Annotated in this window: 21 protein-coding genes and 1 riboswitch; of the genes, 11 read left to right on the top strand and 10 right to left on the bottom strand. The window is 65.9% G+C overall.

Annotated features, from left to right (window positions below; translation table 11 throughout):
* Positions 1-71: 71 nt before the first annotated feature.
* The 5 genes from ABD301_RS25895 to ABD301_RS25875 all read left to right on the top strand — a co-directional run bounded on the left by ABD301_RS25895 (position 72) and on the right by ABD301_RS25875 (position 7,135).
* Positions 72-3,164 (top strand): alpha-mannosidase, encoded by a 3,093-nt coding sequence (locus tag ABD301_RS25895; RefSeq protein WP_344313070.1) that lies wholly within the window; start codon positions 72-74, stop codon positions 3,162-3,164.
* Positions 3,165-3,238: 74 nt separating this feature from the next.
* Positions 3,239-3,994, top strand: coding sequence for an alpha/beta fold hydrolase (locus ABD301_RS25890; protein WP_344313069.1), 756 nt, complete (start codon positions 3,239-3,241; stop codon positions 3,992-3,994).
* A gap of 86 nt (positions 3,995-4,080) precedes the next feature.
* On the top strand, positions 4,081-4,821 hold the full coding sequence (locus ABD301_RS25885; RefSeq protein WP_163566801.1) for a VOC family protein: 741 nt from the start codon (positions 4,081-4,083) through the stop codon (positions 4,819-4,821).
* A gap of 3 nt (positions 4,822-4,824) precedes the next feature.
* Positions 4,825-4,944, top strand: a riboswitch (ZMP/ZTP riboswitch).
* Between the two features lie 53 nt (positions 4,945-4,997).
* The gene (locus ABD301_RS25880; RefSeq protein ID WP_344313068.1) at positions 4,998-6,266 is read left to right on the top strand and encodes a serine hydroxymethyltransferase; all 1,269 of its coding nucleotides are present in this window, start codon (positions 4,998-5,000) and stop codon (positions 6,264-6,266) included.
* Between the two features lie 113 nt (positions 6,267-6,379).
* The gene (locus ABD301_RS25875; RefSeq protein ID WP_163566894.1) at positions 6,380-7,135 is read left to right on the top strand and encodes an MBL fold metallo-hydrolase; all 756 of its coding nucleotides are present in this window, start codon (positions 6,380-6,382) and stop codon (positions 7,133-7,135) included.
* On the opposite strand, the gene ABD301_RS25870 is transcribed toward ABD301_RS25875, so the two are convergent.
* Positions 7,132-9,759 (bottom strand): DUF7402 domain-containing protein, encoded by a 2,628-nt coding sequence (locus ABD301_RS25870; protein WP_344313067.1) that lies wholly within the window; start codon positions 9,757-9,759, stop codon positions 7,132-7,134. The two genes, ABD301_RS25875 and ABD301_RS25870, sit on opposite strands and share 4 nt — an antisense overlap.
* A gap of 123 nt (positions 9,760-9,882) precedes the next feature.
* Here ABD301_RS25870 and ABD301_RS25865 point away from each other — a divergent pair, with 123 nt between their 5' ends.
* Positions 9,883-11,022, top strand: coding sequence for a LacI family DNA-binding transcriptional regulator (locus ABD301_RS25865; protein ID WP_279579107.1), 1,140 nt, complete (start codon positions 9,883-9,885; stop codon positions 11,020-11,022).
* A 41-nt stretch (positions 11,023-11,063) separates the two neighbouring features.
* Here ABD301_RS25865 and ABD301_RS25860 read toward each other — a convergent pair whose 3' ends face one another.
* The 7 genes from ABD301_RS25860 to ABD301_RS25830 all read right to left on the bottom strand — a co-directional run bounded on the left by ABD301_RS25860 (position 11,064) and on the right by ABD301_RS25830 (position 18,534).
* Positions 11,064-11,939 (bottom strand): septal ring lytic transglycosylase RlpA family protein, encoded by an 876-nt coding sequence (locus ABD301_RS25860; protein ID WP_344313066.1) that lies wholly within the window; start codon positions 11,937-11,939, stop codon positions 11,064-11,066.
* A 145-nt stretch (positions 11,940-12,084) separates the two neighbouring features.
* Entirely contained in the window at positions 12,085-13,641 is a 1,557-nt protein-coding gene (locus tag ABD301_RS25855) for an alkaline phosphatase D family protein (protein WP_344313065.1), read from the bottom strand.
* An 86-nt stretch (positions 13,642-13,727) separates the two neighbouring features.
* Positions 13,728-15,290 carry a PH domain-containing protein gene (locus tag ABD301_RS25850; RefSeq protein ID WP_344313064.1) on the bottom strand — a complete coding sequence of 521 codons (1,563 nt, stop codon included), beginning with the start codon at positions 15,288-15,290 and terminating at the stop codon, positions 13,728-13,730.
* Positions 15,287-15,871 carry a PH domain-containing protein gene (locus tag ABD301_RS25845; protein ID WP_279579111.1) on the bottom strand — a complete coding sequence of 195 codons (585 nt, stop codon included), beginning with the start codon at positions 15,869-15,871 and terminating at the stop codon, positions 15,287-15,289. Before ABD301_RS25845 ends, ABD301_RS25850 begins: the two co-directional genes overlap by 4 nt.
* 31 nt (positions 15,872-15,902) lie before the next feature.
* Positions 15,903-17,021 (bottom strand): CaiB/BaiF CoA transferase family protein, encoded by a 1,119-nt coding sequence (locus ABD301_RS25840; RefSeq protein ID WP_163566805.1) that lies wholly within the window; start codon positions 17,019-17,021, stop codon positions 15,903-15,905.
* Positions 17,022-17,103: 82 nt separating this feature from the next.
* On the bottom strand, positions 17,104-17,388 hold the full coding sequence (locus ABD301_RS25835) for a hypothetical protein (protein ID WP_344313063.1): 285 nt from the start codon (positions 17,386-17,388) through the stop codon (positions 17,104-17,106).
* A 96-nt stretch (positions 17,389-17,484) separates the two neighbouring features.
* On the bottom strand, positions 17,485-18,534 hold the full coding sequence (locus ABD301_RS25830; RefSeq protein ID WP_279579112.1) for an amidohydrolase family protein: 1,050 nt from the start codon (positions 18,532-18,534) through the stop codon (positions 17,485-17,487).
* Here ABD301_RS25830 and ABD301_RS25825 point away from each other — a divergent pair.
* Both ABD301_RS25825 and ABD301_RS25820 read left to right on the top strand, forming a co-directional pair.
* Entirely contained in the window at positions 18,533-19,375 is an 843-nt protein-coding gene (locus ABD301_RS25825; RefSeq protein ID WP_279579113.1) for an SDR family oxidoreductase, read from the top strand. The two genes, ABD301_RS25830 and ABD301_RS25825, sit on opposite strands and share 2 nt — an antisense overlap.
* A gap of 41 nt (positions 19,376-19,416) precedes the next feature.
* The gene (locus tag ABD301_RS25820) at positions 19,417-20,646 is read left to right on the top strand and encodes a DUF445 domain-containing protein (protein WP_344313061.1); all 1,230 of its coding nucleotides are present in this window, start codon (positions 19,417-19,419) and stop codon (positions 20,644-20,646) included.
* On the opposite strand, the gene ABD301_RS25815 is transcribed toward ABD301_RS25820, so the two are convergent.
* Positions 20,622-21,320: an MOSC domain-containing protein gene (locus ABD301_RS25815; RefSeq protein WP_344313060.1), complete on the bottom strand. Its 699-nt coding sequence runs from the start codon at positions 21,318-21,320 to the stop codon at positions 20,622-20,624. The genes ABD301_RS25820 and ABD301_RS25815 overlap by 25 nt on opposite strands.
* A 152-nt stretch (positions 21,321-21,472) precedes the next feature.
* Here ABD301_RS25815 and ABD301_RS25810 point away from each other — a divergent pair, with 152 nt between their 5' ends.
* Together ABD301_RS25810 and ABD301_RS25805 are read left to right on the top strand one after the other, a co-directional pair.
* The gene (locus ABD301_RS25810) at positions 21,473-21,904 is read left to right on the top strand and encodes a hypothetical protein (protein WP_163566808.1); all 432 of its coding nucleotides are present in this window, start codon (positions 21,473-21,475) and stop codon (positions 21,902-21,904) included.
* Positions 21,905-22,058: 154 nt separating this feature from the next.
* Positions 22,059-22,952, top strand: a complete 894-nt coding sequence (locus ABD301_RS25805) for an AurF N-oxygenase family protein (protein ID WP_163566809.1) — start codon at positions 22,059-22,061, stop codon at positions 22,950-22,952.
* On the opposite strand, the gene ABD301_RS25800 is transcribed toward ABD301_RS25805, so the two are convergent.
* Complete coding sequence (locus tag ABD301_RS25800) at positions 22,908-24,455, bottom strand: alpha/beta hydrolase (RefSeq protein WP_344313059.1); 1,548 nt, start codon at positions 24,453-24,455, stop codon at positions 22,908-22,910. The two genes, ABD301_RS25805 and ABD301_RS25800, sit on opposite strands and share 45 nt — an antisense overlap.
* Positions 24,456-24,631: 176 nt before the next feature.
* Between ABD301_RS25800 and ectA the strand changes: the two genes are divergently transcribed.
* Positions 24,632-25,198 carry a diaminobutyrate acetyltransferase gene (gene ectA / locus ABD301_RS25795; protein WP_163566811.1) on the top strand — a complete coding sequence of 189 codons (567 nt, stop codon included), beginning with the start codon at positions 24,632-24,634 and terminating at the stop codon, positions 25,196-25,198.
* Positions 25,199-25,203 lie beyond the last annotated feature (5 nt).

The following is a 25,203-nucleotide window of genomic DNA, read 5'->3' as shown; positions in this document are numbered from 1 at the left end:
GTGTGGACCATGCCACTAACCGGCGGACAGTGCGGCCGGGTCCAGAGTCCCGGCTGAGAGAGGACACCCTTGTGCACGACGATCGCGCCCTGATCGAGGAACGGCTGAGCCGCGCGTTGCGGCAGCGCATCCGGCCGGCCCTCTATGTGCGGACCGCGCCGTTGCAGGTGCGTGCCTGGCACGTGGACGGGGAGCCGGTGCCGGCGTCCGACGCGCTGGCCGCGCATGCCGACGGCAAGTACGAGTCTTTCGAGATCGGCCAGCCCTGGGGCTCACCGTGGTCGACCACCTGGTTCGAGCTGACCGGCCAGGTGCCGGCGGACTGGGCAGGTGAGCGGGTCGAGGTGGTGATGGACCTCGGTTTCGACGGCGAAGGCCCGGGCTTTCAGGCCGAGGGCATGGCGTATGACGCCGACGGTGTGCCGATCAAGGGCATCGCGCCGCTGAACGCGTACGTCCCAGTGGCCGAAGGCGTGGAGAACGTCCACCTCTTCATCGAGGCGGCCGCCAACCCGAGCATTCTGCACGACTTTCTGCCCACCGAGATGGGCGACCGGCTGACCGCACCGGACGCGAAGCTGTATCGCCTGGTCAAGGCCGAGTTGGCGGTCCGCCACGAGGACGTGTGGCAGCTGATCCATGACGTCGAGGTGCTGGACGAGGTGATGCGCCAGCTGCCGGTCACCGAGCCGCGCCGGCACCTCATCCTGCGCGCCCTCGACCGCGCGCTCGACGCGCTTGACCTGCATGACGTGCCTGGTACGGCGGCGGCTGCTCGCGAGCAGCTGGCCGACGCGCTCGCGTCGCCGGCGAACGCCAGCGCACACCACCTCTCGGCGACCGGGCACGCGCATATCGACAGCGCATGGCTGTGGCCGCTGCGCGAGACCGTCCGCAAGGCTTCTCGTACGTTCGCCAACGTGACAGCGCTGGCAAAGGACTATCCCGAACTCGTTTTCTCGGCGTCGCAGGCGCAGCAATACGCGTGGGTGAAGGAAAACCAGCCACACATCTACCAGCGGATCCAGGACGCGGTGAAATCCGGGAACTGGTCGCCGGTCGGCAGCATGTGGGTCGAGTCGGACGCCAACCTGCCCGGCGGCGAGGCGCTGGCCCGCCAGCTGGTGGTCGGCAAAAGGTTCTTCGCCGAAGAGTTCGGTGTGGACACCCAGGAAATCTGGCTGCCCGACTCTTTTGGCTACACCGCTGCTTTTCCGCAGCTGGCACGGCTGGCGGGCGTACGCTGGTTCCTGACCCAGAAACTGTCGTGGAACCAGACGAACCGGTTGCCGCACCACACTTTCTGGTGGGAGGGCATCGACGGCAGCCGCGTTTTCACGCATTTCCCACCGGTTGACACGTACAACGCGGTGTTTTCCGGCGAGGAGCTGTCCCGGGCGGTCAGCCAGTACGCCGAAAAGGGCTTCGGCTCGACCTCGCTGATCCCGTTCGGGCACGGCGACGGCGGTGGCGGCCCCACCCGCGACCACGTCGAGCGGGCCCGCCGCCTCGCGAACCTGGAAGGCGCGCCGCGGGTCACCATTGAGAAACCGTCGGCGTTCTTTGCCAGGGCTGAGGCCGAATATCCGGACGCCCCGGTCTGGTCCGGCGAGCTCTACCTGGAGTTCCACCGCGGCACGTACACCAGTCAGCACCTCACCAAGGCCGGCAACCGGCGCAGCGAGCACCTGCTCCGGGAAGCCGAACTGTGGGCAACGACGGCCGCCTTGCAGGGCAAGGACTATCCGTACGAGAAGCTCGAAGAACTCTGGAAAACCGTTCTGCTGCACCAGTTCCACGACATCCTGCCGGGCAGTTCGATCGCCTGGGTGCACCGCGAGGCGCGCGAGACGTATGCGCGAGTGGCCGGTGAGCTGGAAACACTGATCGCCGGCGCGTTCGGCGACGGCGAGGGCGACGGGATCCGGGTTTTCAACGCCGGTCCGCAGGCTCGGTCCGAGGTCGTCGCGGTGCCGGTCGAGCTGGCGCATGGTGTTGAGGCGGACCAAAAACTCGCCGATGGGCGAGTCGCGATGTGGTCGCAGACGCCGGCCCTGGGCACCGGTACGGCCGAGCCGTCGCTACCCGGTGGCGTCACCCCCGTGAGTGTCACCGACCGCGGGCTGGACAATGGTCTTGTACGCGTCCGGCTTGACGACAACGGCAACCTGCAATCTGTTTTCGACCTGGAAAAGGGCCGCGAGGCACTCGCTCCGGGCACTGTCGGCAACCTGCTGCAGCTGCACCCGGACCACCCCAACCAGTGGGACGCCTGGGACATCGACAAGTTCTACAAGCACAAGCACACCGATCTGTCCGATGTGGACAGCATCGAGATCCTGGACGCCGGCCCGCTTTCCGGTGCGATCCGTGTTCGCAGGTCGTTTGGCGAGTCGAAGATCTCGCAGGTGCTGCGACTGACCGCGGGCAGCCAGCGGCTGGACATCGAGACCGAGATTGACTGGCACGAGTCGGAAAAGGTGCTGAAGGCCAGCTTCCCGATCGACGTGCACGCCGACCGGGCCGCCTCGGAAATCCAGTTCGGCCACGTCTACCGGCCGACCCACGCGAACACCAGCTGGGACGCCGCCCGGTTCGAGGTCTACGCACACCGCTGGGTGCACGTGGCCGAGCCCGGCTATGGCGTCGCGATCGTCAACGACGCGACTTATGGCTACGACGTTGGCCGTTCGACCCGTGCAGGCGGGGGTACGACCACGACCGTACGACTGACCCTGTTGCGTGCGCCCAAGAGCCCGGACCCGGAGACGGACCAGGGAATTCACCAGTTCACGTACTCGATCCGGGCCGGCGCGCAGATCGCGGACGCGGTCTCCGAGGGCTACTCCCTGAACCTGCCGCTGCGGGTAGCGGCCGGCTCCAGCACGGACAAGCCGCTGGTCAGCGTGTCCGGTGCGGGCGTGATGACGGAGGCTGTCAAGCTTGCCGAGGACCGCTCCGGCGACGTGATCGTCCGGTTCTACGAGTCGTCCGGCTCGCGTACGACCGCCGCCGTGTCCACCGGCTTCGACGCCGCTTCGGCGAAGGTCGTCGACCTGCTGGAGCGGCCGCTCGCCGATGCTGCCGGCGAGGTCGTGGACGGCGAGCTGCGGGTTCCGTTGCGACCGTTTGAAATCGTCACCGTACGCCTGAAGGCTCGTTAGGCTTCGGCGGTTGATGGCCCATCCACTGTTTGCCATACAGTGGATGGGCCATTGACTTTTCTTGGAGGCCAACGATGAGCGGCGCATATGCGGACGTAAACGGTCTGAAGATGTATTACGAGCTGCACGGCGAAGGTCGGCCGCTGGTGCTGCTGCACGGCGGGGTGCACACGATCGACCTGACTTTTGGCCCGATGCTGCCGGCGCTGGCGGCGAACCGTCAGGTGATCGCGGTGGAGATGCAGGGCCACGGCCACACAGCGGATATCGACCGCGACTTCACGATCGAGTCTCTCGCCGGCGACATCGTCGCGCTGCTGGATCAGCTGGGGCTCGATCGGGCGGATTTCTTTGGATTCAGCGTGGGTGGGCTGACCGCGCTGCGCATCGCGATGCTGCATCCCGAACGGGTCGACCGGCTCGTACTGGCCAGCACACAGTACCAACTTGCCGGTTACTACCCGGAAATTCAGCACTCGGAGTTGCCCAACGGACACCTACGGCTGCCAACTCCGGCTGATTTCCAGGAAATGCGCGAAGCGTACACCGCGGTTTCCCCGACCCCGGACGCTTTCATGACATTTCTGCCACGAGTGTCGCAAGCGCCGAACACCATCGGTGAGTGGACCGCGGATGACCTGCGCAATGTCTCGTCGCCGACGCTGATGATCATCGGCGACACCGACTTCGTACGCCTGGAGCACGCCGCCGAAATGCACGAGATTCTCGCCGACTCGCGACTGGCCGTACTGCCCAACACCACGCACATGGCGGTGATGCGCCAGCCAGAGCTGGTTCTGCCGATGGTGTCGGCTTTCCTGGAGCGTTAGCAAAGATTCTGCTCGGTGTACTTGCCGGCTGCGGCGAGTGACTTTCCCCTTCGCCCTGCTCCGACGAGGTGATATGAGGTTGTCCGGTGCGAGTCAACTGGGTGACGGCGTTTTTGGATCTGCCGCGTAGGGCGGACGTACGGGCGGCCGAGGCGTTCTGGCTGGACGTGACTGGCACGACGCTGTCGGCTCGGCGCGGGGAGTTCCTGGAGTTCGCCACCCTGTTGCCGGCCGAGGGCGACGCCTGCCTGCGGTTGCAGGTGGTGGACGGGGACGGTGGCTGTCACCTCGATCTGCATGTCGAGGACGTACGCGCCGAGATCGCCGGAGCCGTCGCGTTGGGCGCCGAGGTGGTCGACGACAAAGGGACCCTGGTCGTCTTCCGGTCGCCGGGCGGATTTCCGTTCTGCGTGGTGGCGCACCACAGCGAGAGCGTACGACCTGAGCCGGCGATCTGGCCGGACGGCCAGCGGAGCGCGGTCGACCAGCTGTGTCTGGACATTCCGCCGGCCACCTACCAGCGGGAGGCCGATTTCTGGTCGGCGCTGACTGGCTGGGAACGGCATCCCGCAGGGGAGTTCGAACACCTCGTACGTCCCGACCGCATGCCCATAAGACTGCTGCTGCAACGGCTGGAGGAGCCGGAGCCGTTCGTACGAGCGCACCTGGATTTGGCTTGCGACGGGCGGGAGCCAGAGGTGCGCCGGCACCAGGCGCTCGGGGCCTCTTTCGTACGAGCAACCGACGACTGGCTTACCCTGCTGGACCCCGCTGGACTGCCGTACTGCATCACTACCCGGGTGCCAGCTGGCGGGGCTGGTGGGTAAGGTAAAGAGTGCCGTGACTGGCGTACGAGCGGATCGCGCGGACGTGGAAGCGACCACGAGGAAGCGGCACACCTGGCTTGCGCTGGGGAGTTTTCCGGAGTGCCGTTCGCCTGGGCACGCCGGGTCCGTTCTCGCTGCGCCGGCAGCGGATCGACCCGAGATCGCCAGGAGAGCCGATGACAGACACCCGTCACCCCGCCCTGTCCGCCCAGGACCCGGAAATCGCCGCGCTGATTGGCGCCGAGGAGCAGCTGCAGGCCGACACGCTGCGGATGATCGCGTCCGAGAACTACGTGTCCGCCGCTGTCCTTGAGGCCACCGGTACGGTCCTGACGAACAAGTATTCCGAAGGATATCCGGGCAAGCGTTACTACGAGGGCCAGCAGAACATCGACCCGATCGAGACGCTGGCGATCGACCGCGCGAAGGCGCTTTTCGGCGCCGCCCACGCCAATGTCCAGCCGTATTCGGGCGCGCCCGCCAACCTCGCGATCTACCTGGCATTCCTGCAGCCGGGCGAGACCGTGCTCGGCATGTCGCTGCCGATGGGCGGCCATCTCACCCACGGCTGGGGTGTCTCGGCCACCGGCAAGTGGTTTCGCGGCGTGCAGTACGGCGTCCGCAAGGAGACCGGCCGGATCGACATGGACGAGGTCCGCGACCTGGCGCTGGCCGAGCGGCCGAAGCTGATTTTCTGCGGCGGTACGGCCGTGCCGCGCACCATCGACTTCGCCGCGTTCGCCGAGATCGCCCATGAGGTCGGCGCGGTGCTGGCCGCGGACGTGGCGCACATCGCCGGTCTGATCGCCGCTGGCGTGCATCCCTCGCCGATCCCGCACGCGGACGTTGTCTCCACCACCACGCACAAGACTCTGCGCGGACCCCGCGGCGCGATGCTGATGGCCAAGGAAGAGCACGCCAAGGCGGTCGACCGGGCGGTTTTCCCGGGCCTGCAGGGCGGCCCGCACAACCACACCACCGCGGCGATCGCGGTGGCGCTGAAGGAAGCCGCCACCGAGGACTTCCGTGCGTACGCGCAGCAGGTGGTCACCAACGCGAAGGCGCTCGGTGAGGAGCTGGCCGCCCGCGGCTTCGAGTTGGTCTCCGGCGGCACCGACAACCACCTGCTGCTGATGGACGTGACCAGCAAGGGCATCGCCGGCAAGCCGGCGGCGCAGGCGCTGGACCGGGCCGGCATCGTGGTCAACTACAACACCGTGCCGTTCGACCCGCGCAAGCCCTTCGACCCGTCGGGCCTGCGGATCGGTACGCCGTCGCTGACTTCGCGGGGTCTGCGGGCTTCGGAGATGGCGACCGTCGCCGGATGGATCGACCGGGTCGTAGAGGCCGCCCGGGACCAGGACGAGGACACCATCGCCAAGGTCCGTTCCGAGGTCAAGGCCCTCATGGACGGTTTCCCGGCGCCGGGTTTGCCGGTCGCCTGATCGGGGTATCCCGAAAGGTCACGGGCGGTCGGCGCAGATGCCGGCCGCCCGTCGGCCAAGCTGGCCGCTGAAAAAGCTTGCACGAGGTGACCGTCGGCGCGTGCAATGGGGAAATGACGCTGACCGTGACGTTCGCGGGCACCGGCGACGCCTTCGGCAGCGGCGGCCGGCTGCAGGCATGCATCCACGTACGCCGGGAATCCGGTGGCGTCTTCCTGATCGACTGTGGCACCACCTCGATGGTGGCGATGCGGCGCCTGGGCCTGGATCCAGGCGAGGTGCGTACGGTCTTTCTTTCGCACTTGCACGCCGACCATTTCGGTGGGCTGCCGTTCCTGATCCTGGACGGCCAGTTCACTGGCCGGCTGGACAACCTTTTGGTCAGCGGACCGGTCGGCACCGAGGACCGGCTGGTCGCCGCAATGGAGGTCTTCTTCCCTGGATCTTCAGCGGTCAGACGAAAATTCCGCACCCGTACGGTCGAGTTGGCGGAGCAGGGTGCCGGCATCGACCTGCCCAAGGACATCGACGGCGTACGAGTGCGGGCATGGTTGGGCGATCATCCCAGCGGTGCGCCGGCCTTCGTGCTGCGGCTCGAAGTGGACGGCAAGGTGATCGCCTACACCGGCGACACTGCTTGGACGGACGGGATCATCGAGGCGTCAGCTGGCGCGGATCTGCTGATCGCCGAGTGCTACTACCGCGCCAGGGCGGTTCCGTATCACCTCACTTATGAGACTTTACTTTCGTACGCTGGGAAACTCACCTGCAAGCGGGTGATCCTCACCCACCTGTCCTGCGATGTCCGCGATCACCGCGCTGATCTCGCGTACGAGACAGCCGACGACGGACTGGTCATGCGGGTCTAGCCGGCGAAAACCTGGATCTCGGACAGGCCGTTGTTCAGGCTGCCGGTGCCGCTGGCAGTGACCTGGAACCGGATCGAAGTGGTTGTCCTGGTGGGGAAAGTGACCACCTTGCCGAGCCCGGTGTTGTCGATTCCGGACACCGCGACCGTGCTGCCGTCGCTGAAGGTGAGAGTGCCGCCCATCGTCCAGTCGATCAGGTTGTTCCGGTCGTAAAGGACAACACTGCCGACCGTCTGCACGGTAGGCCAGTTCAGCTGGATCCAAGGATTCTTTTCGCCCTGCGATCCCCATTCCCCGGCATACCACTGATTGATGATCTCGTCGGTCGCTCCGGTGGCCGGCAGAGTGCCGTCGGCCGTGGAGGAAAAGACCGAGGAGGCCGAGACATCGGCGGCCGAAGCCAGGTTCGCGGCCTGGAACACCTGCAATTCGGAGAGTCCGACATCGCTGCCGGTCCCACCGTCTGCCTGGAATTGGACCCAGCCCACCGATCTGGCCGGAAAGGACACCGATTTCGGCGAGCCGTCGGTCGCGATGCCGGTCACCGGAACGGAACTGCCGTCGCTGAAGGTCAGCGTGCCGCTGTTCGCGTGGCCGCTCCCGCCGACCTGGTCGCGAAGGACAACTTCGTTGACAGGGCGAGGATTGATCCAGGTCGTACGAATCCATGGCGTTGATTCGGTGGACACCCACTGTCCGTTGGCCTGTCCGGAAATGCCGTCGACCGCGTTCACCTGGGAATGCGCGCCGGTGTCCAGCTGCGAGGAGCTGGTGACGGTCGCGTCCGGCGCCACGTTGTCACCGTGGAAAACCTGGAATTCGGACAGCCCGCTGTTGAGGGTTCCACTGGAACTGCTGTCGACTTGCAGCCGTACCGATGAAACATCGCGTGGCGCGAAGGAAATCGCTTTGCCGGTCCCGTCATCGGACAGTGCTGGTACGGGTACGGAGCTGCCGTCGCTGAAGATCAACGTGCCGGAGGTGACCCGGTCGGTAGTGTTCGAGCGGTCATAGAGAACAACCCTGCCGATGGATTGCGCGGTCGGCCAAGTGAGCTGCACCCACGGGGTTTTCTCACCGTTGGAAGCCCATTCACCGAGGCCCCATCGACCGATGATGCCATCGGTCACCTCAGCCGCTACGAACCCGCCCGAAGACGAGGAAGCCGTTGCGGTGGCCGCCGGGGCGAGGTTGGTCTCGTCCGCGATCGGGTACGAGGTCAGGCGTACGCCGACAAGTGATTTGGCTGGCGCACTCAGCGGTACGGTCACGGCACCGGCACTGACGGCCAGCTGCGTTGACGAGCGCGGCGAGCCGACGGCCTGGTTGGCGCTGGCCTCGAAAACGTTCGCCTGCACCGAAGACCCGCCGCCAAGCCCGGTTAGCCGGAGGTCTATTTGCAGCGGGCTGGTGCCGTCGTTCACGACCCAGGCCACGTTCTCGCCGGCAGCCGTGGTGGCCGCCGCCGCGTTCGTCACCGGAGCCGCGTACGAGATGCCGCGGATCGTGCCGGGGCCCGCTCCGAGCCCGAGATCCTGGGACAGCAGGTGGTAAGCGCGTGACTTCGGGGTCATGGTGCCGTTGGCGTAAACCCCGAAGAAATCCGGGTTGACGGAGTTGTCATTGTCCGCGTAGAAAAGCGCCCCGTCGGTATGTTGCAAGTACATGTTCGTCAGCCGATTGCTGTCAAAGCTGATCATGTTCGGGTGGTCGTTGTTCATCGGATCGAGGTTGAAGGCGGGTGTCCAGTTCCACTCGGTCACGTAGACCGGGAAGGTCGGTCCCCGGCCGGCGGCGGCCGCGATCGACTTCCAGGTCGGCACCACGTCGTTTGCCGCTGTCGAATAGTGGTGGTAGCTCAGGAAGTTGATGTTGGCGGCGGGGATATTGGGATCCTGGAAGAGTGCGGTGGCCCAACTGGTGAGCGTCGGGTTGGAAACCACCGGGCCGCCGATGGGAATGGTGCTGTCCACCGAGCGGACGGCATGCGACGCGTGCTGGTAGATGTCTTTGTACGCTCGCAAATTGTCGCCCTGGTAGGGGCTGCCGGTGGTGTTCAGGAAGTGGTCGAGGTCCGGCTCGTTCCAGATTTCCAGCATATCGACCTTGCCCTGGAAATGCTGGTAGATCTTCTTGACGATGTCCTCGTACACGTCGAAATCCTGCGGTGGCGAGAAATAGTCACAACCGCTGCAGCCGTAGCCGAGCCACGGCGTGTCGTAGCTCATGATGAGCAGCACTTTGAAGCCACGGCTGTGATAGGTGTCCGCCCAGCCGTATTTGCTCCAGTCCCAGGTGGATGGATCCTGGATGTTGTTCACGTTGTTCTTGTAGTTGGCGACCGTGCTGTTCGGCAGGATGTCGTTCAGATAGGCGTCGCGCCGCAGCATGGTTACGCCGGACTGGCGGAGGGCATCGACTTTGCTCGGATTGTCGAGGGTGTTGATCCCGCCGCCGAGCACGTAGGGCGAGCCGGTGCCGTTATTTGCCGAGAAATCGGCCGTCACGGTGGACACCGGGCCGTCCGCGGCCGCCGGAGTATTCGGGAGAAGAGCCGCCACGAGGCCAAAAGCGGCCGTAAGGAGGGCGGCAAGCAGGAGTCGGGGCAGCGCTTTCCGAGGCATCTTGGTCCCTCTTCTGGGCTCGGGTGACTTGGCACGCTAACCAGAGCGCGTTAACGTGTCAATGGATGTCCTCGTGGTGGTCCAAAAGCGCACTAAGATGACAAGTTAACCAGGTCCGCGAGCTTGGACCGGAGCGGAGCGGACATCAGCGGTCAGCCGAAAATCCCCCGGTACGAGCAGGTCAAGCAGGACCTGCTGGGGATGGTCTCGCGCGGCGAGTACGTGCCAAATGAGCCGTTTGTCAGCCAACGCGAGGTCTGCGAGCGGTTCGGAGTGAGCACCACGACCGCGATCAAGGCGCTCAACGATCTGGTCTCTGACGGCGTACTGATCAGGCAACAGGGCCGGGGCACGTTCGTCGCGGAGCGGCCGGCGCCCGTCAAGCCGACCCGCCGGGGGAGTGTGCGCTCGATCGCCTGCGTCATCCACGGCATGGGCCCGCACCTGTCGGCGATCGTCAGCGGAGTCGAGTCCGTGTGCGCCGATCTGGGCATCCAGCTGGTGTTGTCGGACAGCAAGGCATCGGTCGAGGTGCAGGACCGTTCGATCCGCCGGGCACTGGACAACGGAGTCAGCGGAGTGGTGCTGTATCCGGTCGACGGCGACTCGCCGTCGCCGGCGGTGGCCGAGCTGGTCCGGCGACAGGTGCCGCTGGTCACCGTGGACCGCTATTTTCCCGAGCTGGCTACGGATGCGGTGATCGTCGACAACTTCGCGGTGGGCTTCGAGCTGACCAGCTATCTGCTTGGCCAGGGGCACCAGCGGATGGCGACGCTGTGGGACGAGGCGGACTGTACGAGCGTGCGTGACCGGCTGAGTGGACACGTTCACGCGCTCACCACTTACGGCGTGCCCGTATGCCCCGACTTCACCTTGCTCAGGTCCTATCGCCAGCTTCCGGAGCCGGAGCGAAAGGCGATCCTGAGCGGGTTGCTGGATGGTCCGGAGCCGCCGACGGTTTTGCTTTGTGCGCACGGATACATGGTCGCCACGGTCGCGCACGATCTCGCCGCGCTCGGCCGCGAGGTGCCGGGCGAGGTCGAGCTGGCCGGGATGGACGACGCCGGCCCGTTCAACGTTCTGCCGCTGACCATCGCGGCCGCCGCCCTGCCGGCCACCGAAATGGGCCGGCAGGGGATGCGGCTGCTAGCCGAGCGCATCGACGAGGGGAAATCGGAGCGTCCGTGCCGCCGAGTAGTGCTGCCGGTCAGTATCCGTACGCGCGAATCCGCGCTCGGCTACCTGAAGGTCGTCAGCAGTTAGGCCCCGTCTGGCTATCGCCCGGCGGAATAACTAGACAGGACCTAGACGACTTCGTAGCGGACGGTGATGACGCCGGAACCGGTGGAGGCGATCTTCTCAAAGGCCGCGGTCGAGAGGTCCAGGCAGCGACCGGCCACGTACGGGCCGCGGTCGTTGATGCGGACGGTGACCGACTCGTTGTTGCGGATGTTGGTCACCCGCACGTGCGTGCCGAAGGGCAGCGTCTTGTGCGCGGCGGTCATGGCGTTGGGGTTGAACCGCTCGCCGGAGGCGGTGTTCTGGCCGTCGCCATAGAAGGACGCTTTGCAGGTGCTGCCGCCGGTGACCGGCGCGCCGCCGTCGCCGCTGCCCGAGCCCGAGCCGCCGGTGCTGGAGCTCCTGGTGGACCGGTCCGAGCTGGGCGAACCGCTGGGCGACGGGGTCGCGGTTGGCCGGCCAGCCATCGCGCGGGAGGCGCGGTCGCCGTCGAGATACCGGCGTGCGTCCGGGGACACCGACGGTGTCGGAGCGACCGTCTGCTTGGGCGTCGTCACGTGCACCTGGGTGGACGGCTCGGCCGCGGAGCTGTAGTGAACGGCTGCCACGCCCGCGCTGGCGATGGCCAACACGCCGACAGCGGCGGCGCCGGCAATCAGATAGCGCGTACGCGGCACCCGGCGAAACGCGCGTGGCGGCTGCTTCGGCTGATCCTCGACAGGAGTCTGCTGGTCGTGGACGGAGGGAACGGCTTCGGTGCCTTCCTCCGGGACGACCACGTTGAACTCTGCGGTGTCGGTGGGATCGAACGGCTCGTCGTTGCTGTGCCTACCGGACAAAGCGGACCTTCCACTGGAGTACGGGATGATCTGCGCAAGTCCGGTGCTTGACCAGAATCCCGCTGGAAGGGGATATTCACCGGCGCTGATCGGGGTCGCCACCGGCGGCACTGGCGGCTGGCGACCTGGCAAACTCTGGCACGTCGATGGGCCTTTGTTCGCCGTTCCGATCAATCTGTGAACCTTGTCGCAGACAACGTCGAAACTGTAACGCTGGTGGCATTCCCAGACGATAAGGAGCTATTTCCTATCTGTGGCGCGCATGAAGAGTCGTGGACCACACCGCAGCGCCGGAATTGTCCCGCAACCGTACCGTGAGGTCCTTGCTGGCGCCATTGATGGACACTTGACCGAAAAACTGGAACTCGCTGGCCGGTGAGGTGTTGGCGACCGTCGGTGCCTTCACGAACACCTGCTGTACGCCAAAAGTGCCGTCCAGTTTGTCCGGCGGGAATGCGCCGGCGTTCAGCGGCCCGGCGACGAACTGCCAGAACGGGTGGAAATCGGGGAATGCGGCCTTCTCCGGATCGAAATACTGGGCCGCCGTGTAGTGCACGTCGGTGGTCAGCCACACGACGTTGCGAATGTCCTGCCTCTTAAGGAAAGAAAGGATGTCCGCGATCTGGATCTCACGGCCGAGCGGGTGTCCGGGGTCACCCTGGGAGACCGCCTCGAAATGGTCCGTACCATCGGGTACGACCATTCCCAACGGCATGTCGTTGGAGATGACTTTCCAAGTCGCGGTCGAGGCAGCCAGCTCCCGCTTGAGCCACTCCGCCTGGTAGCGGCCGAGAATGCCGCCGTTGTCGTACGGCAGCGCGTCAGTGGAGTTCGCGTCCCGGAAAGTCCGCATGTCCAGCACGAAAACGTCCAGTAACGGCCCGTGGTGCAGAACCCGGTAAACCCGGCCCTGCGGATCATAAACTGGATTGATCGGGGTGAATTCGTGGAACGCCCGCCGGGCCCGGGAGGCCAGCACGTCCATTCGCTTTTCGGTGTACTGCGGGTCATCCAGGATCTGACCGGGATACCAGTTGTTATGTGTCTCGTGGTCGTCCCACTGCTGGATCTGCGCGACTTGTGAGTAGAACTCGCGAAGGTTCTGGTCCATCAGGTTGTACTTGTAGTTTCCGCGATATTCGGTCAAAGTCTCGGCGACTTTGGATTTCTCCACGGTGACCAGGTTGCGCCAGGTGCTGCCGTCCGGCAGCGGGACCGTCTCCTTGATGGGGTTGTCCGCGTAGATGTTGTCGCCGTTGCAGATGTAGAAGTCGGGGTTCAGCTTGCGCATCGCCGAGAAAATCCGGAAACCACCGCGCGCGGTGTCGATTCCCCAGCCCTGGCCGGCGAGGTCGCCGGCCCACAGGAACGAGACATCACCGCGGGCGATCGGCGCGGTACGGAAATGACCGGTCTGGGACTGGCCGGTGAGCGTCGAGTCGTGCAGGTCGATCGGGGTGATCCGGTAATGCACGTCCCGAGCCGGCGGCAGGGCCGGCAGGATGGTCTTGCCGGTGAGGTCGGTACGTGGGGTGACCACCGGGCCGAGGATCCGCCGGGCTCGGCGGAACTCGGGATCCGATCCGTACTCGACCAACAGCCGGGCCGGCCGGTCGGCGCGGGCCCACACCGTGCCACTGGTGGCGGTCACGTCACCGGACTGCAGTCCGTGCGTGAGGACCGGGCGACCGGATCGTACGACCGCCGCGGCCGCTATTCCGGGAACCGCCAGCGCGCCCGCGACCAAGCCTGCGCTGAGCACCGACCGCCGGCTCACCGAGCTCCGACCGTTTCTGGACACCATGCCGAGACCTGCCTTTACCTGCGCGAATGTGGCCGCAGGCAGTCTTACCGGGCGGAGTCGACCGGCAGGTGGACAGTCGGTGTCCGTCAGGTGGCGATGGTGGGCAGGATCGCCGGGGTGCTGCCGGCGATCAGCCGAACCGCCTCGGATTCGGTGACATCGATGACGAAGTGCCCACCGTGCGGCGTACCAGTGGTCGCCACCAGGGTGACCAGGCCGAGACGGCGCTGGAAGAACGACCGGTGGATCCGCCAGCCGATGATGCCGTCGATCCCGATCGCGGTGGTTTCCCTTTGCAGACTGCCCTTGCGACTAACCAGGTAGCGATCGGTCAGCGCGTGCCCGAGGCTGCGGGCCCGGTCCCAGCCCAAAATCGCGGCCAGCGGCAGCAATACCAGCGAGATGGTGAAGACCCAGGCTGGCAGGATGGCGAACCAAGCCAGTGCGGCGGCGATCACCACCAGGATCGCGGCGACCCCGATCGCCCTGGTGAAGCGCCGGCGAATGGCCGCTGCCGGGTGCTTCAGCAGCGCAGTGGTGGTCGGGTCGGTGGTTTCCCGCAGCACCTTGGCGGTCACCTTGTGCGCCTCGGCGAGCGGAGCCGGCGGCAGCAGCAGGCCGCCGCTGGATCGCTCGGCGCCCTTGCCGCCGCGGCTGAGGCCGGCCGCGATCGCGCTGACCCGGGCGCCTCGGACGATCCGCAACGGCAGCGGTTCCTTGATCTCGATGCCGCGCAGCCGGCGTTCCTCGATGGACACCGACCGGGTGGTCAGCAGGCCGCGGCGGATGTGCAGGGTGCCGGCCTGCTCACGGGTGAGCCGGAAATTCCAGTACGCCAACACATAAGCGACGGTCGAGCAGATTGCCACGACCACCACCAGAATGACCAGAATAACGGCGACGGCGGCCAGCACGCCCATTTGCTCGACTGTGGTGATGGCCTGTTGCACCGGGCCGTACCGCTCCAGGGCGATCCGGAAGTCGTTGACCGAATGGCCGAAGATGCCGACCGCCGCACCGACCGCGGCGAGGCCCGACAGGGTGAAGGGAGCAAAGCGCAGCCATCCCGGATCCAGCCGGACCAATTCGGTCTCGGTCTCGTCCCCGGCCGCGTCCACTGGGAACTGTTGAGTCGTTTTGGTGGTGGAGACGGATGTACGGTGCAGCAGCTCGGTCCGCATCGCCGCGGCGGCTTGCGCGGTGATGGCGTCGAGCTTGAGTTTGTCGTGCCGTTCGGTGGTTTGTTGGCCGGTGCCGATAGTCACCGCCGACAGCTTGAAAAAGCGGTGCATGAGGTCGGAGGACATGTCGACCGTACGGATCCGGTCCCGCGGCACTCCAATATGCCGGCGGCGGAGCAGGCCGGTGCGCAGCTCGACCTGGTCCGGGCCGATCCGGTACGACGTGGTGAACCAGTGCAGGATGCCGAGGAAGATCACTATGGCGACGCCGATGAAGCTGTAGTACTCGTACTGGAATCCGCCGGACACCCTGCCGGCGACGAAAATGGCGAACAGCGGCACAACGAACTTGACCAGCTCTCGTACCGGCCGGATGAGCAGCATCTTCGGGTCGAGCCGGCGCCAACCGTCGTCTTCAACCGCGGTTTCGGCCGGCTCGTGCTCGGAGGTGTGGGCCTGGGCGGTCACGTGGCATCCCCGCGGGTCGCCTGCGTGGTGGCGGTCAGCTCGTCGACCAGCCGGGCCGCCACGTCCGCGTCCAAGCCTTCGATGCTGACCGGGCCGGCCGACGAAGCGGTCGTGATGGTCACCTTGGAGAGCTTGAAAAGTTGCTCCAGCGGGCCGCGCTCGGTGTCGACGGTCTGGATCCGGGACACCGGGGCCACCCGGAACTCCTGGTTGATCCAGCCGGCCTTGGTGTAGACCGCCTCGGCGGTGGTTTGCCAGCGGTGCACCCGGAACCGCCACTGCGGCATCACGACGGCATGGGCCGCACCGATCACCACAGTGACGGCGATGGTCGCCCACAACCACGGCTGCTGCGAAATGACGAGCGCGACGACTTGGCCGGCAATCAGGACGAGCCAGCCGAGGGCAACTCGTACGGTCCAGTAGCCAATCGCCTTGCGACTGACGAGGTTTTGAGGCGTAGCCAGCCGCATGCCGCTCGGCTCGGCAAGAGATCCGGTCGTTGTTTCGGTCACGCTCTCACTGTCTCCCACCGCCGAGGTCGCCGCCAGTGCCAGGGCGACCACTGGAACCCCTGTCATTTGTCATTGTCCACGGCGGTGCGGATGTCCGTTACGCGACTGTGCCCGCCTTGCGCAAATCGCTGATCTGGTCGCGTAGGCCCAGCTCAGCGAGCACCGCGTCGGTGTCCTGGCCGGCCCGCGGCGGGGCGGCCGGGGTAGCCGCCGGTGTACGGTCGAAGCGCGGCGCCGGCGCCGGCTGCGTAACCCCCGCGACCTCGACAAACGTGCCGCGCTCGGCGTTGTGCGGGTGGCTCGGCGCCTCGCCGGGAGTCAGGACGGGCGCGAGGCACGCGTCGCTCGCGGCCGCCAGCTCCGCCCACTCGTCGCGGGTCTTCGTCTTCACCGCGGCGCCAATCCGCTCGCGCAACCGCGGCCACTGGCTCGGGTCCATCCGGTTCTCGACGTCCTCGAACCGAAGGATGGTCAGCAGTTCCTGGTAGAACTTCTCTTCCAGCGCACCAATTGCGACGTATTTGCCGTCGGCTGTCTCGTACGTGTCATAGAAAGGCGAGCCGCCGTCGAGCAGATTGGTGCCCCGCGGCCCATTCCACATGCCCACTGCCCGCATCCCGTGCATGAACGTCGTCAAGAGTGCGGCCCCGTCGACCATCGCCGCGTCCACGACCTGGCCTTTGCCGGAGCGCTCCCGCTCGAACAGCGCGGCGAGAATGCCGGTGGCCAGCAGCAGCCCGCCGCCACCGAAGTCGCCGAGCAGATTCAGCGGCGGGACGGGCGTCTGGCCGGCGCGGCCGATCGGCTCCAGCGCCCCGGCGATCGCGATGTAGTCGATGTCGTGGCCGGCGGTGGGCGCGAGCGGACCCTGCTGCCCCCAGCCGGTCATCCGGCCGTAAACCAGCCGCGGGTTCCGCGCGAGACAGTGCGCCGGCCCGTACCCGCCGCGCTCAGTGACACCGGGACGGAAGCCTTCGATGAGTACGTCCGACCTCTCGACCAGCCGCAGAAGGATGTCCACGCCCGCGGGATGCTTCGTATCCACCGCGATTGACCTGCGGCTACGCGCGAGTGGATCGCCAGGGGCGCCAGCGACCGACGTTCGCTCGACGCGTACGACATCCGCGCCGTAATCGGCGAGGACAGTCGCCGCGAACGGCGCCGGCGCCAGCCCGGCGAGCTCGATGACTGTCAGTCCCTGCAGCGGTCCACTCATGCGCTCCACCCTCCAGCTGACACCTGGGCTAACCTACTGAACGTACGCTAACCCAGGTGTCTGGCAGGGTGCAGCAAGCCTCTTACGGGTCGCAGCTCTCGATGTGCACGACCGCCGGCGAGATGTTTCCCCAGACATGGTGTTCGTACGAGTAGAGGTCGCTCGGGCCTTTGCCCCAAAGTTCGTTGTTGGCGGCCTCAAAATAGAAGACGCCGCTGGCGTTCATGTAGGCACCGGGCGAGTCGACTCGCCAGATGCAGTTGCGGGAACCATGCTGTGCCGCGCTGGCGGCGACCGGCGCCATCGTGGCCGCGCCGATGGACAACGCGAGGGCGGTGGCCACCACGGCCGGGACAAACTTGTTCACCAGAATCACCTTTCGCTGAAAAATGAGCGATATCAGCAAAGCAGGTGCCGCTTGCACGACGCTGACGATTCGCTGTCACGATGCCGCTGGCCAGGCCTAGGCGATGCGAACCCCGCGTCGTACCACCGCGGCGGGCTTGCCCAGCACCGAAGGATCCTCACGGGGATCGTCTTCGTACGTCACCACGTCCGCCGGCTCTGCGTCGACGAAACCGGGCCGGCCGAGGAAGGTGCGGGCGGTGGTGGTGGCCGATCGCAGGGCGTCCACAGGGGACAGTCCACAGTGGACAAGGTTGCTGACTTCCTGAGGAAGGAAGCCGACCACGTCCGTACCGGTCATGATCGGTACGCCGAGCCGATGGGCGAGTGGGATCATCGTCTTCATCCGCTCGATGCGGGCGGCCCGGCGGCGAAGGAAATATTCGGAGTCGGTGGCACGCGGGGGAGCCATCGTCATGCAGAGCGTCGGCGTCCAGCCGGCACCGGTGGCGGCCATCGTGTGCAGGCTCGCCTCGTCCATCTCGTCGCCGTGTTCGACGCTGTCGATCCCGAGCGGGACCAGGTTCGCCAGGTGAGTGGACTGCGTGTGGGCCGCTACCCGGCCACCGGCGGCGTGGACGGCGTCGACCATCGCTCGTACGGACTCCAGCGGGTAGGTCGGCGTGGACGGCACGCCTCTCTGGAGTTTGTACGGGAAGTCGCCGACCAGCTTGACCCATTGCGCCCCGAGCTGGATCTGCTCGACCGCCGCCGCGGCCAGATCGTCGGCGTGGACGGGCGTGTGCGCGCCGGGGAAGTAGTAATCCTGTGACGAAAGGAAGCGCCCGGCGGCGAGCACGCCCGACGAGGGATCGCGGGCCAGTTCCAAGGTCAGCGCCGGGTCGCCGCCGACATCGCGGATCAGCAGGGTGCCGGCCGTACGCGCGGCGGCCAACGTCGCATCGCGGAAGGCGCGGTCGGCCAGCACCATCGTGCCGTCCCGCAGTGTCAGGGTGAGGTGAGCATGCGCATCCACCAAACCGGGCAAAACATATCGACCGGGGAGTATTTCGGCACTGTCATGAGGTGTACGCGTTAAGCGGCCGTCAGAAATCCAAAGCTGGTCTTCCAGGCCGTCGGGCAGGAGAGTCGTCGGTAGGCGCCACATGACCCACAATGATCACACTTATCGCGAGCAGCAGGTGGAGGCAGGCATGGAGTTGTCGGGAGCCGGGATTGTGGTCACCGGGGCTGGGCGGGGGATCGGGGCGGCGTTGGCGCGCCGGTTCGCCGCCGACGGCGCGCGGCTGGTGCTGGCGGACCTCGACGGCGACGCGGTCGGCGAGGTGGCTGCTGAGCTGGGTGGACTCGGCGTCGGAGCGGATATCTCCAGTGCCGAAGGCAACCGTGAGTTGGTGGCCAAGGCAAGGGAAAACCTCGGTGAGATCGACATCTTCTTCGCCAACGCCGGCACTCCGGCCGGCCGTGGCATCGATTCGCTGGACAGTGACTGGCAGCTTGCGTGGCAGGTCAACGTGATGGCGCACGTGTACGCGGCGCGCGAGTTGATGCCAGCGTGGGTGCAGCGCGGCCGCGGCCATTTCGTCAGTACGGCGTCCGCCGCTGGCCTCCTGACCATGATCGGCGCGGCGCCCTATTCGGTCACCAAGCACGGCGCGGTGGCCTTCGCCGAATGGCTCTCGATCACGTACGGCGACCAAGGAATCACCGTTCAGTGTCTGTGTCCGCAGGGCGTACGCACCGCGATGCTGGCCGGCTCCGGCGAGGTCGGCAAGGCGATTCTCGGGGACAGCGCGATCGAGCCCGAGGAAGTCGCCGACACGGTGGCCGCCGCGTTGCAGACCGGCGAGTTCCTGATCCTGCCGCACCCGGAGGCGAAGGGTTACTACGAGTATCGGGCCGCCAAGCCCGACCGCTGGCTGGCCGGCATGCGTGATCTCCAGAAGCAGGCCACTGAGCAGGGCAACCAGGACCTGACTGACCGGTAGGGTGTGACCGGAATCGCCGATGACGGGATGGGGGTGGCCCGGTGCATCTCGACGCCATCGGCCGTGAACTGGCTGGCCACTGGTTCGTGTACGCGTCGATGCCGATCATCGCGGCGATCATTGGCTATGTGACCAAACGGGTCGCTATCGAGATGATGTTCCGCCCGATGGAGTTCATCGGCATCCCGCCATTCCTGGGCTGGCAGGGCATCGTGCCCAAGAACGCCCGCCGGATGGCCACCATCGCGTGTGAGCTGCTGATCGGCCGGCTGCTGGATCCGCAAGAGGTCGTCGACCAGCTTGATCCGGATCGGCTCGCCAAGGAGATGGAGGAGCCGCTCCGGCAGGTCGTACAGGACGTGGGCAGTCACGTACTGGCCCGCTATCAGCCCAATCTCTGGGAAATGTTGCCGCCGGTGGCGCAGCGGCTGCTGCTGTCCAACATCGAGTCGCGGGCGCCCGCGGTGACCCGCAAGCTGCTCGCCGAAGTGATGGCCGATGTGGACAGTTTCGTCGACATCAGGTCGATGGCGATCGAGAACATCACTCGGGACAAACATCTCTTGAACCGGCTGATCCGGGACATCTCCCGGGCCGAGTTCACCTTCATCGCCCGCTGCGGCCTGGTTTTCGGACTAGTCCTGGGTTTCGTACAGGTGGTGCTCTGGGCCCTCACCCAGCAGCCGCTGATCATGCCGATCTTCGGGCTGGTGGTGGGCGGGGCGACTGACTGGCTCGCGCTGAAGATGATTTTCCACCCGCGGGAGCCGAAGAAGTTCTTCGGTGTCGGCTGGCAGGGCCTGTTTCACCGCCGCCGCCAGGAAATCGCCGGCGACTACGGCCGGTTGATCGCCGAGGAAGTGCTGACCACCGACGCGGTGGTCGAGTCGCTGCTCACCGGACCTCGCTCGGATCGGCTGTTCGGCCTGGTCCAGCACGAAGTGCAAACCGTGATCGACGAGCAGAGCAGCATCGCCAAGCCGTTCGTGGTGCTGACCGTCGGATCGCGGCGCTACCAGGAAATGAAGGCGAGCGCGGCGCAGCTGGCGATGGCCCGGATGCGTGAGGCGATCATGCCGGCGGCCGGCTATGCCAGCGATGTGCTGGACATCGGTACGACGATCGCCGAGAAAATGCAGATGCTCAGCCCGATGGAGTTCGAGGAGCTGCTCCGGCCGGCCTTTCGTCAGGACGAGTGGAAACTCATCACGGTCGGCGCGATTATCGGCTTCCTGGTGGGGGAACTTCAGGTCCTGCTGTTGCTGGGCTGACTGGCCGGCTCGGCGTCGAGGGCGAGGCTGGTACGCCGCTCGGCCAGGTTTCGGGCGTCGGCCGGCAGGTCGTCGGCGTTGAGCAGCAGCGGTAGCAGGTCCGGTTCGACGGTCAGCGCCCGAAAGACCATCGCGATCGTGATGTCGTGCGCCGGCTGGTGGACCACCGTGACCGGATCACCGGAGCGGAGTTCGCCGGGCCGTACGATCCGCAGGTACGCGCCGGGCGTCGCGCGGCTCACCCACGTTTTGATCCATCCCCGCTGGTCCATCCACACCGCGAACGTTCGGCACGGGATCCGCGGCAGCGTCACCTGCAGCTCGACTTCGTCGCCGATCCGCCACCGCTCGCCGACCAGCGCGCCATTGACGTCGATCCCGGTCGTGGTCAGGTTTTCGCCGAAGAATCCCGGTAAAAGCGGCCGGCCCAGCTCGGTCGACCACACGTCCAGGTCCTCGCGCGCGTACGCGTAGACCGCCTGGTCGTCGCCGCCGTGGTTCGCCACGTCGATGATTTCGTCGCCCACCAGGCCGCTGCCGAGGCCGCCGTGTTTGGGTCCAGGGGAACGCAGCATCACCGGGCCCGCGACCGGTCGCTTGTCGATGCCGCTGAAGCCGGACTTGGCGGCGACCGGCCGCTTCTGGCCCACATTCAAGGACAACAAGAACCCCATTTGATCGAGGCTATGCGCCCCGCCTGCCGGCTGTCACACGATTTACCCCGGTGTGAGCCGTGCTGATGCTGGTGACAAGGTGATGACAACGACCTGACATCTGCGAAGAGCACCATCTGCGTGCAGTTGTTACCACTCTTATAAGGAGTCCCGTGGTCTCGCATCTCAAGGCATTGTCGCGGAATAGTCTGCTCGCCTTTTGTGTCGGTGCCATTGTCGGCACCGCCGTTCTCGCTGGCGCCACCGCGCCGGCCTACGCCGGTGGTCGCACCTGCGCCGTGATCTGCACGGATGTTGCCGGCACCAAACTGCACATCGACTCGATAGGAGCGGTGATAGCTGTCGCCACCTCGGAAACCGCGAAGGGGCACGTCCAGGTCCGGTGGCATCAGGGCGGGAAAGACCACACGGCGAACGGCGCGACCAACGCCGTACTGAACAGCAACACCGACACAAAGGTCAGTTTGAACGTCAACGTCGACGAGAACAGCTTCGCCTGTGCCCGGTTCTGGGTGCTCGGCGCGAACGGCTCCTTCTCCCTCTACCACGGGAGGGATTATGTCTGTCTCACGATCCGCAGCTAGTTTCGAGTTCGGCGTCAGCAGTGAGGTGGCTGGCTGCTAAGCCTCATCAGCGTTCTCCCGGATGGTTGCCCTGCCGGACCTTGACAGCGTCACGCGTACACAGGAGTGTGTGTAACACGTAGTATCTCGTACGTGTGGCGCCGTGGGAGGCGTGATGACCGGCCAGGTGCAGAACCGAGAGCGGACCGCGAGCCGACTGCTCGACTCGTCGGCCCGGAACTCATTCGATCCAGATGTGGACATCGACTGGGAGTCCGCGCTGGATCCGGACATGCCCTATGCGCCCTTTGAAAGGGTGTCGCTCTACGGCACACCGCTGTGGGAGCGGCTGAGCCACCGGCAGCGGGTGGAGTTGTCCAAACACGAGGTCGCGAGCATCGCGAGTGTGGGCCTGTGGTTTGAGGTCATTCTGATGCAGGTGCTCGCTCGCTATATCTATGACCGGAATCCGCGCACCTCGCATGCTCAGTACGCCCTCACCGAGATCGGCGACGAGACCCGGCACAGCCTGATGTTCGCCAAGATGACGGCGAAATTCGGCACGCCGTCGTACCGGCCGGCCCGGATGGTGCACGAACTCGGCCGGATTTTCACCATGGTGGCCGGTGGTCCGAGCATGTTCGCCGGTGTTCTGGTGGCGGAGGAGACCCTGGACCGGCTGCAGCGGGAGTCCATGGACGATCCGCAAATCCAGCCGTTGGTTCGGATGGTGAACCGCATTCACGTGGTCGAGGAGGCCCGGCACGTACGATTCGCCCGCGAGGAGTTGGCCCGCCAGGTGCCCAAGCTTTCCAAGCCAGCACTGGCCGTCCACCAGCACATGACCGCGGTAGTGGCGTATTTCGTGATGGACAGCCTGATCCAGCCGACGGTGTACGCGTCGGTGGGCCTGGATCCCGTGCGGGCGCGCAAAGTCGCCCGTGCGAACCCGCACTATCTGCGGACTCGGCAGTGGATGGGCGAAAAGATCATCGGCTATCTCGACGAGGTCGGCATGATCAGCTCACGCGAGCGGGTGTGGTGGCGCCGCGCCGCGCTCATTCGCTGACAGTCCCCAGGGAAGTTCGTCCGAGGGACAGATTGTGCCAGGTGCCGGCAGGGTTTGGGCTGTCAGGTAGGCGAGTTCGTACGCGTCTGCGCAAACACTGCGAGGACGGAACAACGCCGTGTGGCCAGCCGCCTCGACTGGAAGCAGGCGCGCGTTTTGAAGCTGCGCCACAGCTTTGACCGCACCGGACAGTGGGGTGGACGGGTCGTGCGTGGAGTTCACCACCAGGATCGGGCTGGCTGAACGGTTCCACGGCCCGACGAAGCGGTCGCGGTCGACCACTGGCCAGGTCGGGCAGGGCATCGGGTCGAAGACCTGCATCCGGCCGAAGGCCGGGATCCGTGCGTCCTCCGACTTTCCCAGTGTCGTGTAGGTGGACAGGCGCTTCGGAGCGGCCGCGTCCTCGCACTGGACAGCCACGTACGCTTCCGAGCCGTTGTCTTGGTAGGCACTGTTTTGATCGTCACTATCCACAGTGGATGGTGCGGATTTGTCGTACAGCTGCTGCAGAAGCGTGCCCAGTGTCGGCCAATCGAGCATCGGTGCGGTCAGGTCGTTGTAGACCTCGCCGGACAGTGTCGGGTAGTCGTACGTGATACCCCCACTGGTGACCGGCGCACGTTTGGCTTCGGCGAGCAGGTGGGTCCATTTACCGGGCAGGTCGCCGCCCGCGCTGAACGGGCATGGGGCTCCGGCTTTCGCGCACAGCAAGAAGAACTGCGACAGGACTTCTTGCCCCGCGTCGGCGACGCCCTGTCGGGTGCCGATGGAGAGCGTGCTGCCCTCGTCTCCATGACCGACCGCGTTGCCCACCATGTCGAGCGTGCCGTCCAGAATGATCGCCCGCACTTTGGTCGGGAACAGGTTGGCGTAGGTTGCGCCGACGACTGTGCCGTACGAGAATCCTTGGTAGGTCAGGCGATCATCGCCGAGTGCCTGCCGCAGCCGGTCCAGATCGCGAGCCACGTTGGCGGTTGACATGTGCGCCAACAGGGGACCGGCATGCTGCTCGCAGCGCCGGCTCAATTCGGCTGCCTGCCGGTAAAACCGTAGCTCAGCGGCACGGTTCAGGTCAGGAAAATTGGGTAGCTGGCTGAAATAGGCCTGCTGTTCGGCGTCGGAGGAGAAACAGTTGATGGGGGTCGACCGTCCGATGCCGCGCGGATCGAAGCTGACCAGATCGAAGCGATCCCGTACGGCTTGCGGAAATGTCGCCGTACGCGCGAATTTTCGCAGGCTGCGGTAGCCATCGGCACCCGGACCACCGAAGTTCGTGACCAGTGAACCGATCCGTTCTTCCGGGCGAGCGGCCGGCAGCCGGATCAGCGCGAGCGAGATCTGCCGACCGTGCGGTTGCCGGTAGTCCATCGGGACGGTCATGGTGGCGCACTGGAAGCCGGCGAAGTCGGTGCCGCAGTCGGCCCAGTGCAGCGGGCTCGTCGTTGCGCCAGCGGCCAGCGTGGCCAGCAGGAACAGGGTAGCTGCGAATGCACGTGAGATCACCGGCCGCAGAATAGAGCACGGACGCGACGGTTAGTGAGACATGACCACTCTCGGTCAGATGTTCGCCGAAAACTGTTGACCACGTCACGGTTTGAAATGTGAAAGACCTGGTGAGAGTACGTCTGCCGGGTTTCCCGAAATGAGCCCACCGGGACCCCTTGTTAGGGTCCTCTAACATGCCAATCCAACCGGAAACTCGCTCCGGCGGGCTGGTCACGCGGCTGCCGTCGCGGGCCAAGCTCGTACGCATCGACGTGCCAGTTCTCGCCGATGGCGCCGACATGTGGCGGATAGCCCGCGATTCGAAGGTGCTCGACGTCAATTCGTCGTACGCCTATCTGCTGTGGTGTCGCGACTTCGCCGACACGTCCGCGGTGGCCCGGATGGGTTCGCGGACCGTCGGTTTCGTGACTGGCTATGTCCGACCGTCCACTCCGGACACCGTCGTGGTCTGGCAGATCGCGGTGGACGAGCAAGCTCGCGGGCACGGCGTCGCCGGCGCGCTGCTGGACCGCCTGGTGGATCAGCTGGCCGTCCAGGGCGTCCGCCGGATGGAAACCACCATCACCCAGGACAACCTCGCCTCTCGACGACTTTTCGAAGCGTTGGCCGGCAAATTGGGCTGCGATTTCGGCCGGTCCGAGCTGTTCGAGGACCAACATTTCCCGGACAACCACCAAGCCGAGGACCTTTACCGCATCGGTCCCTGGGTGATCACACCCGTTCGGCGGGGAACCACGTGAACGGA

Source organism: Fodinicola feengrottensis (genome assembly GCF_039530045.1).
Classification (GTDB): Bacteria; Actinomycetota; Actinomycetes; order Mycobacteriales; family HKI-0501; genus Fodinicola; species Fodinicola feengrottensis.
Note: the sequence above shows the minus strand (reverse complement) of the source record. Positions and strands in the feature narration are given on the sequence as shown.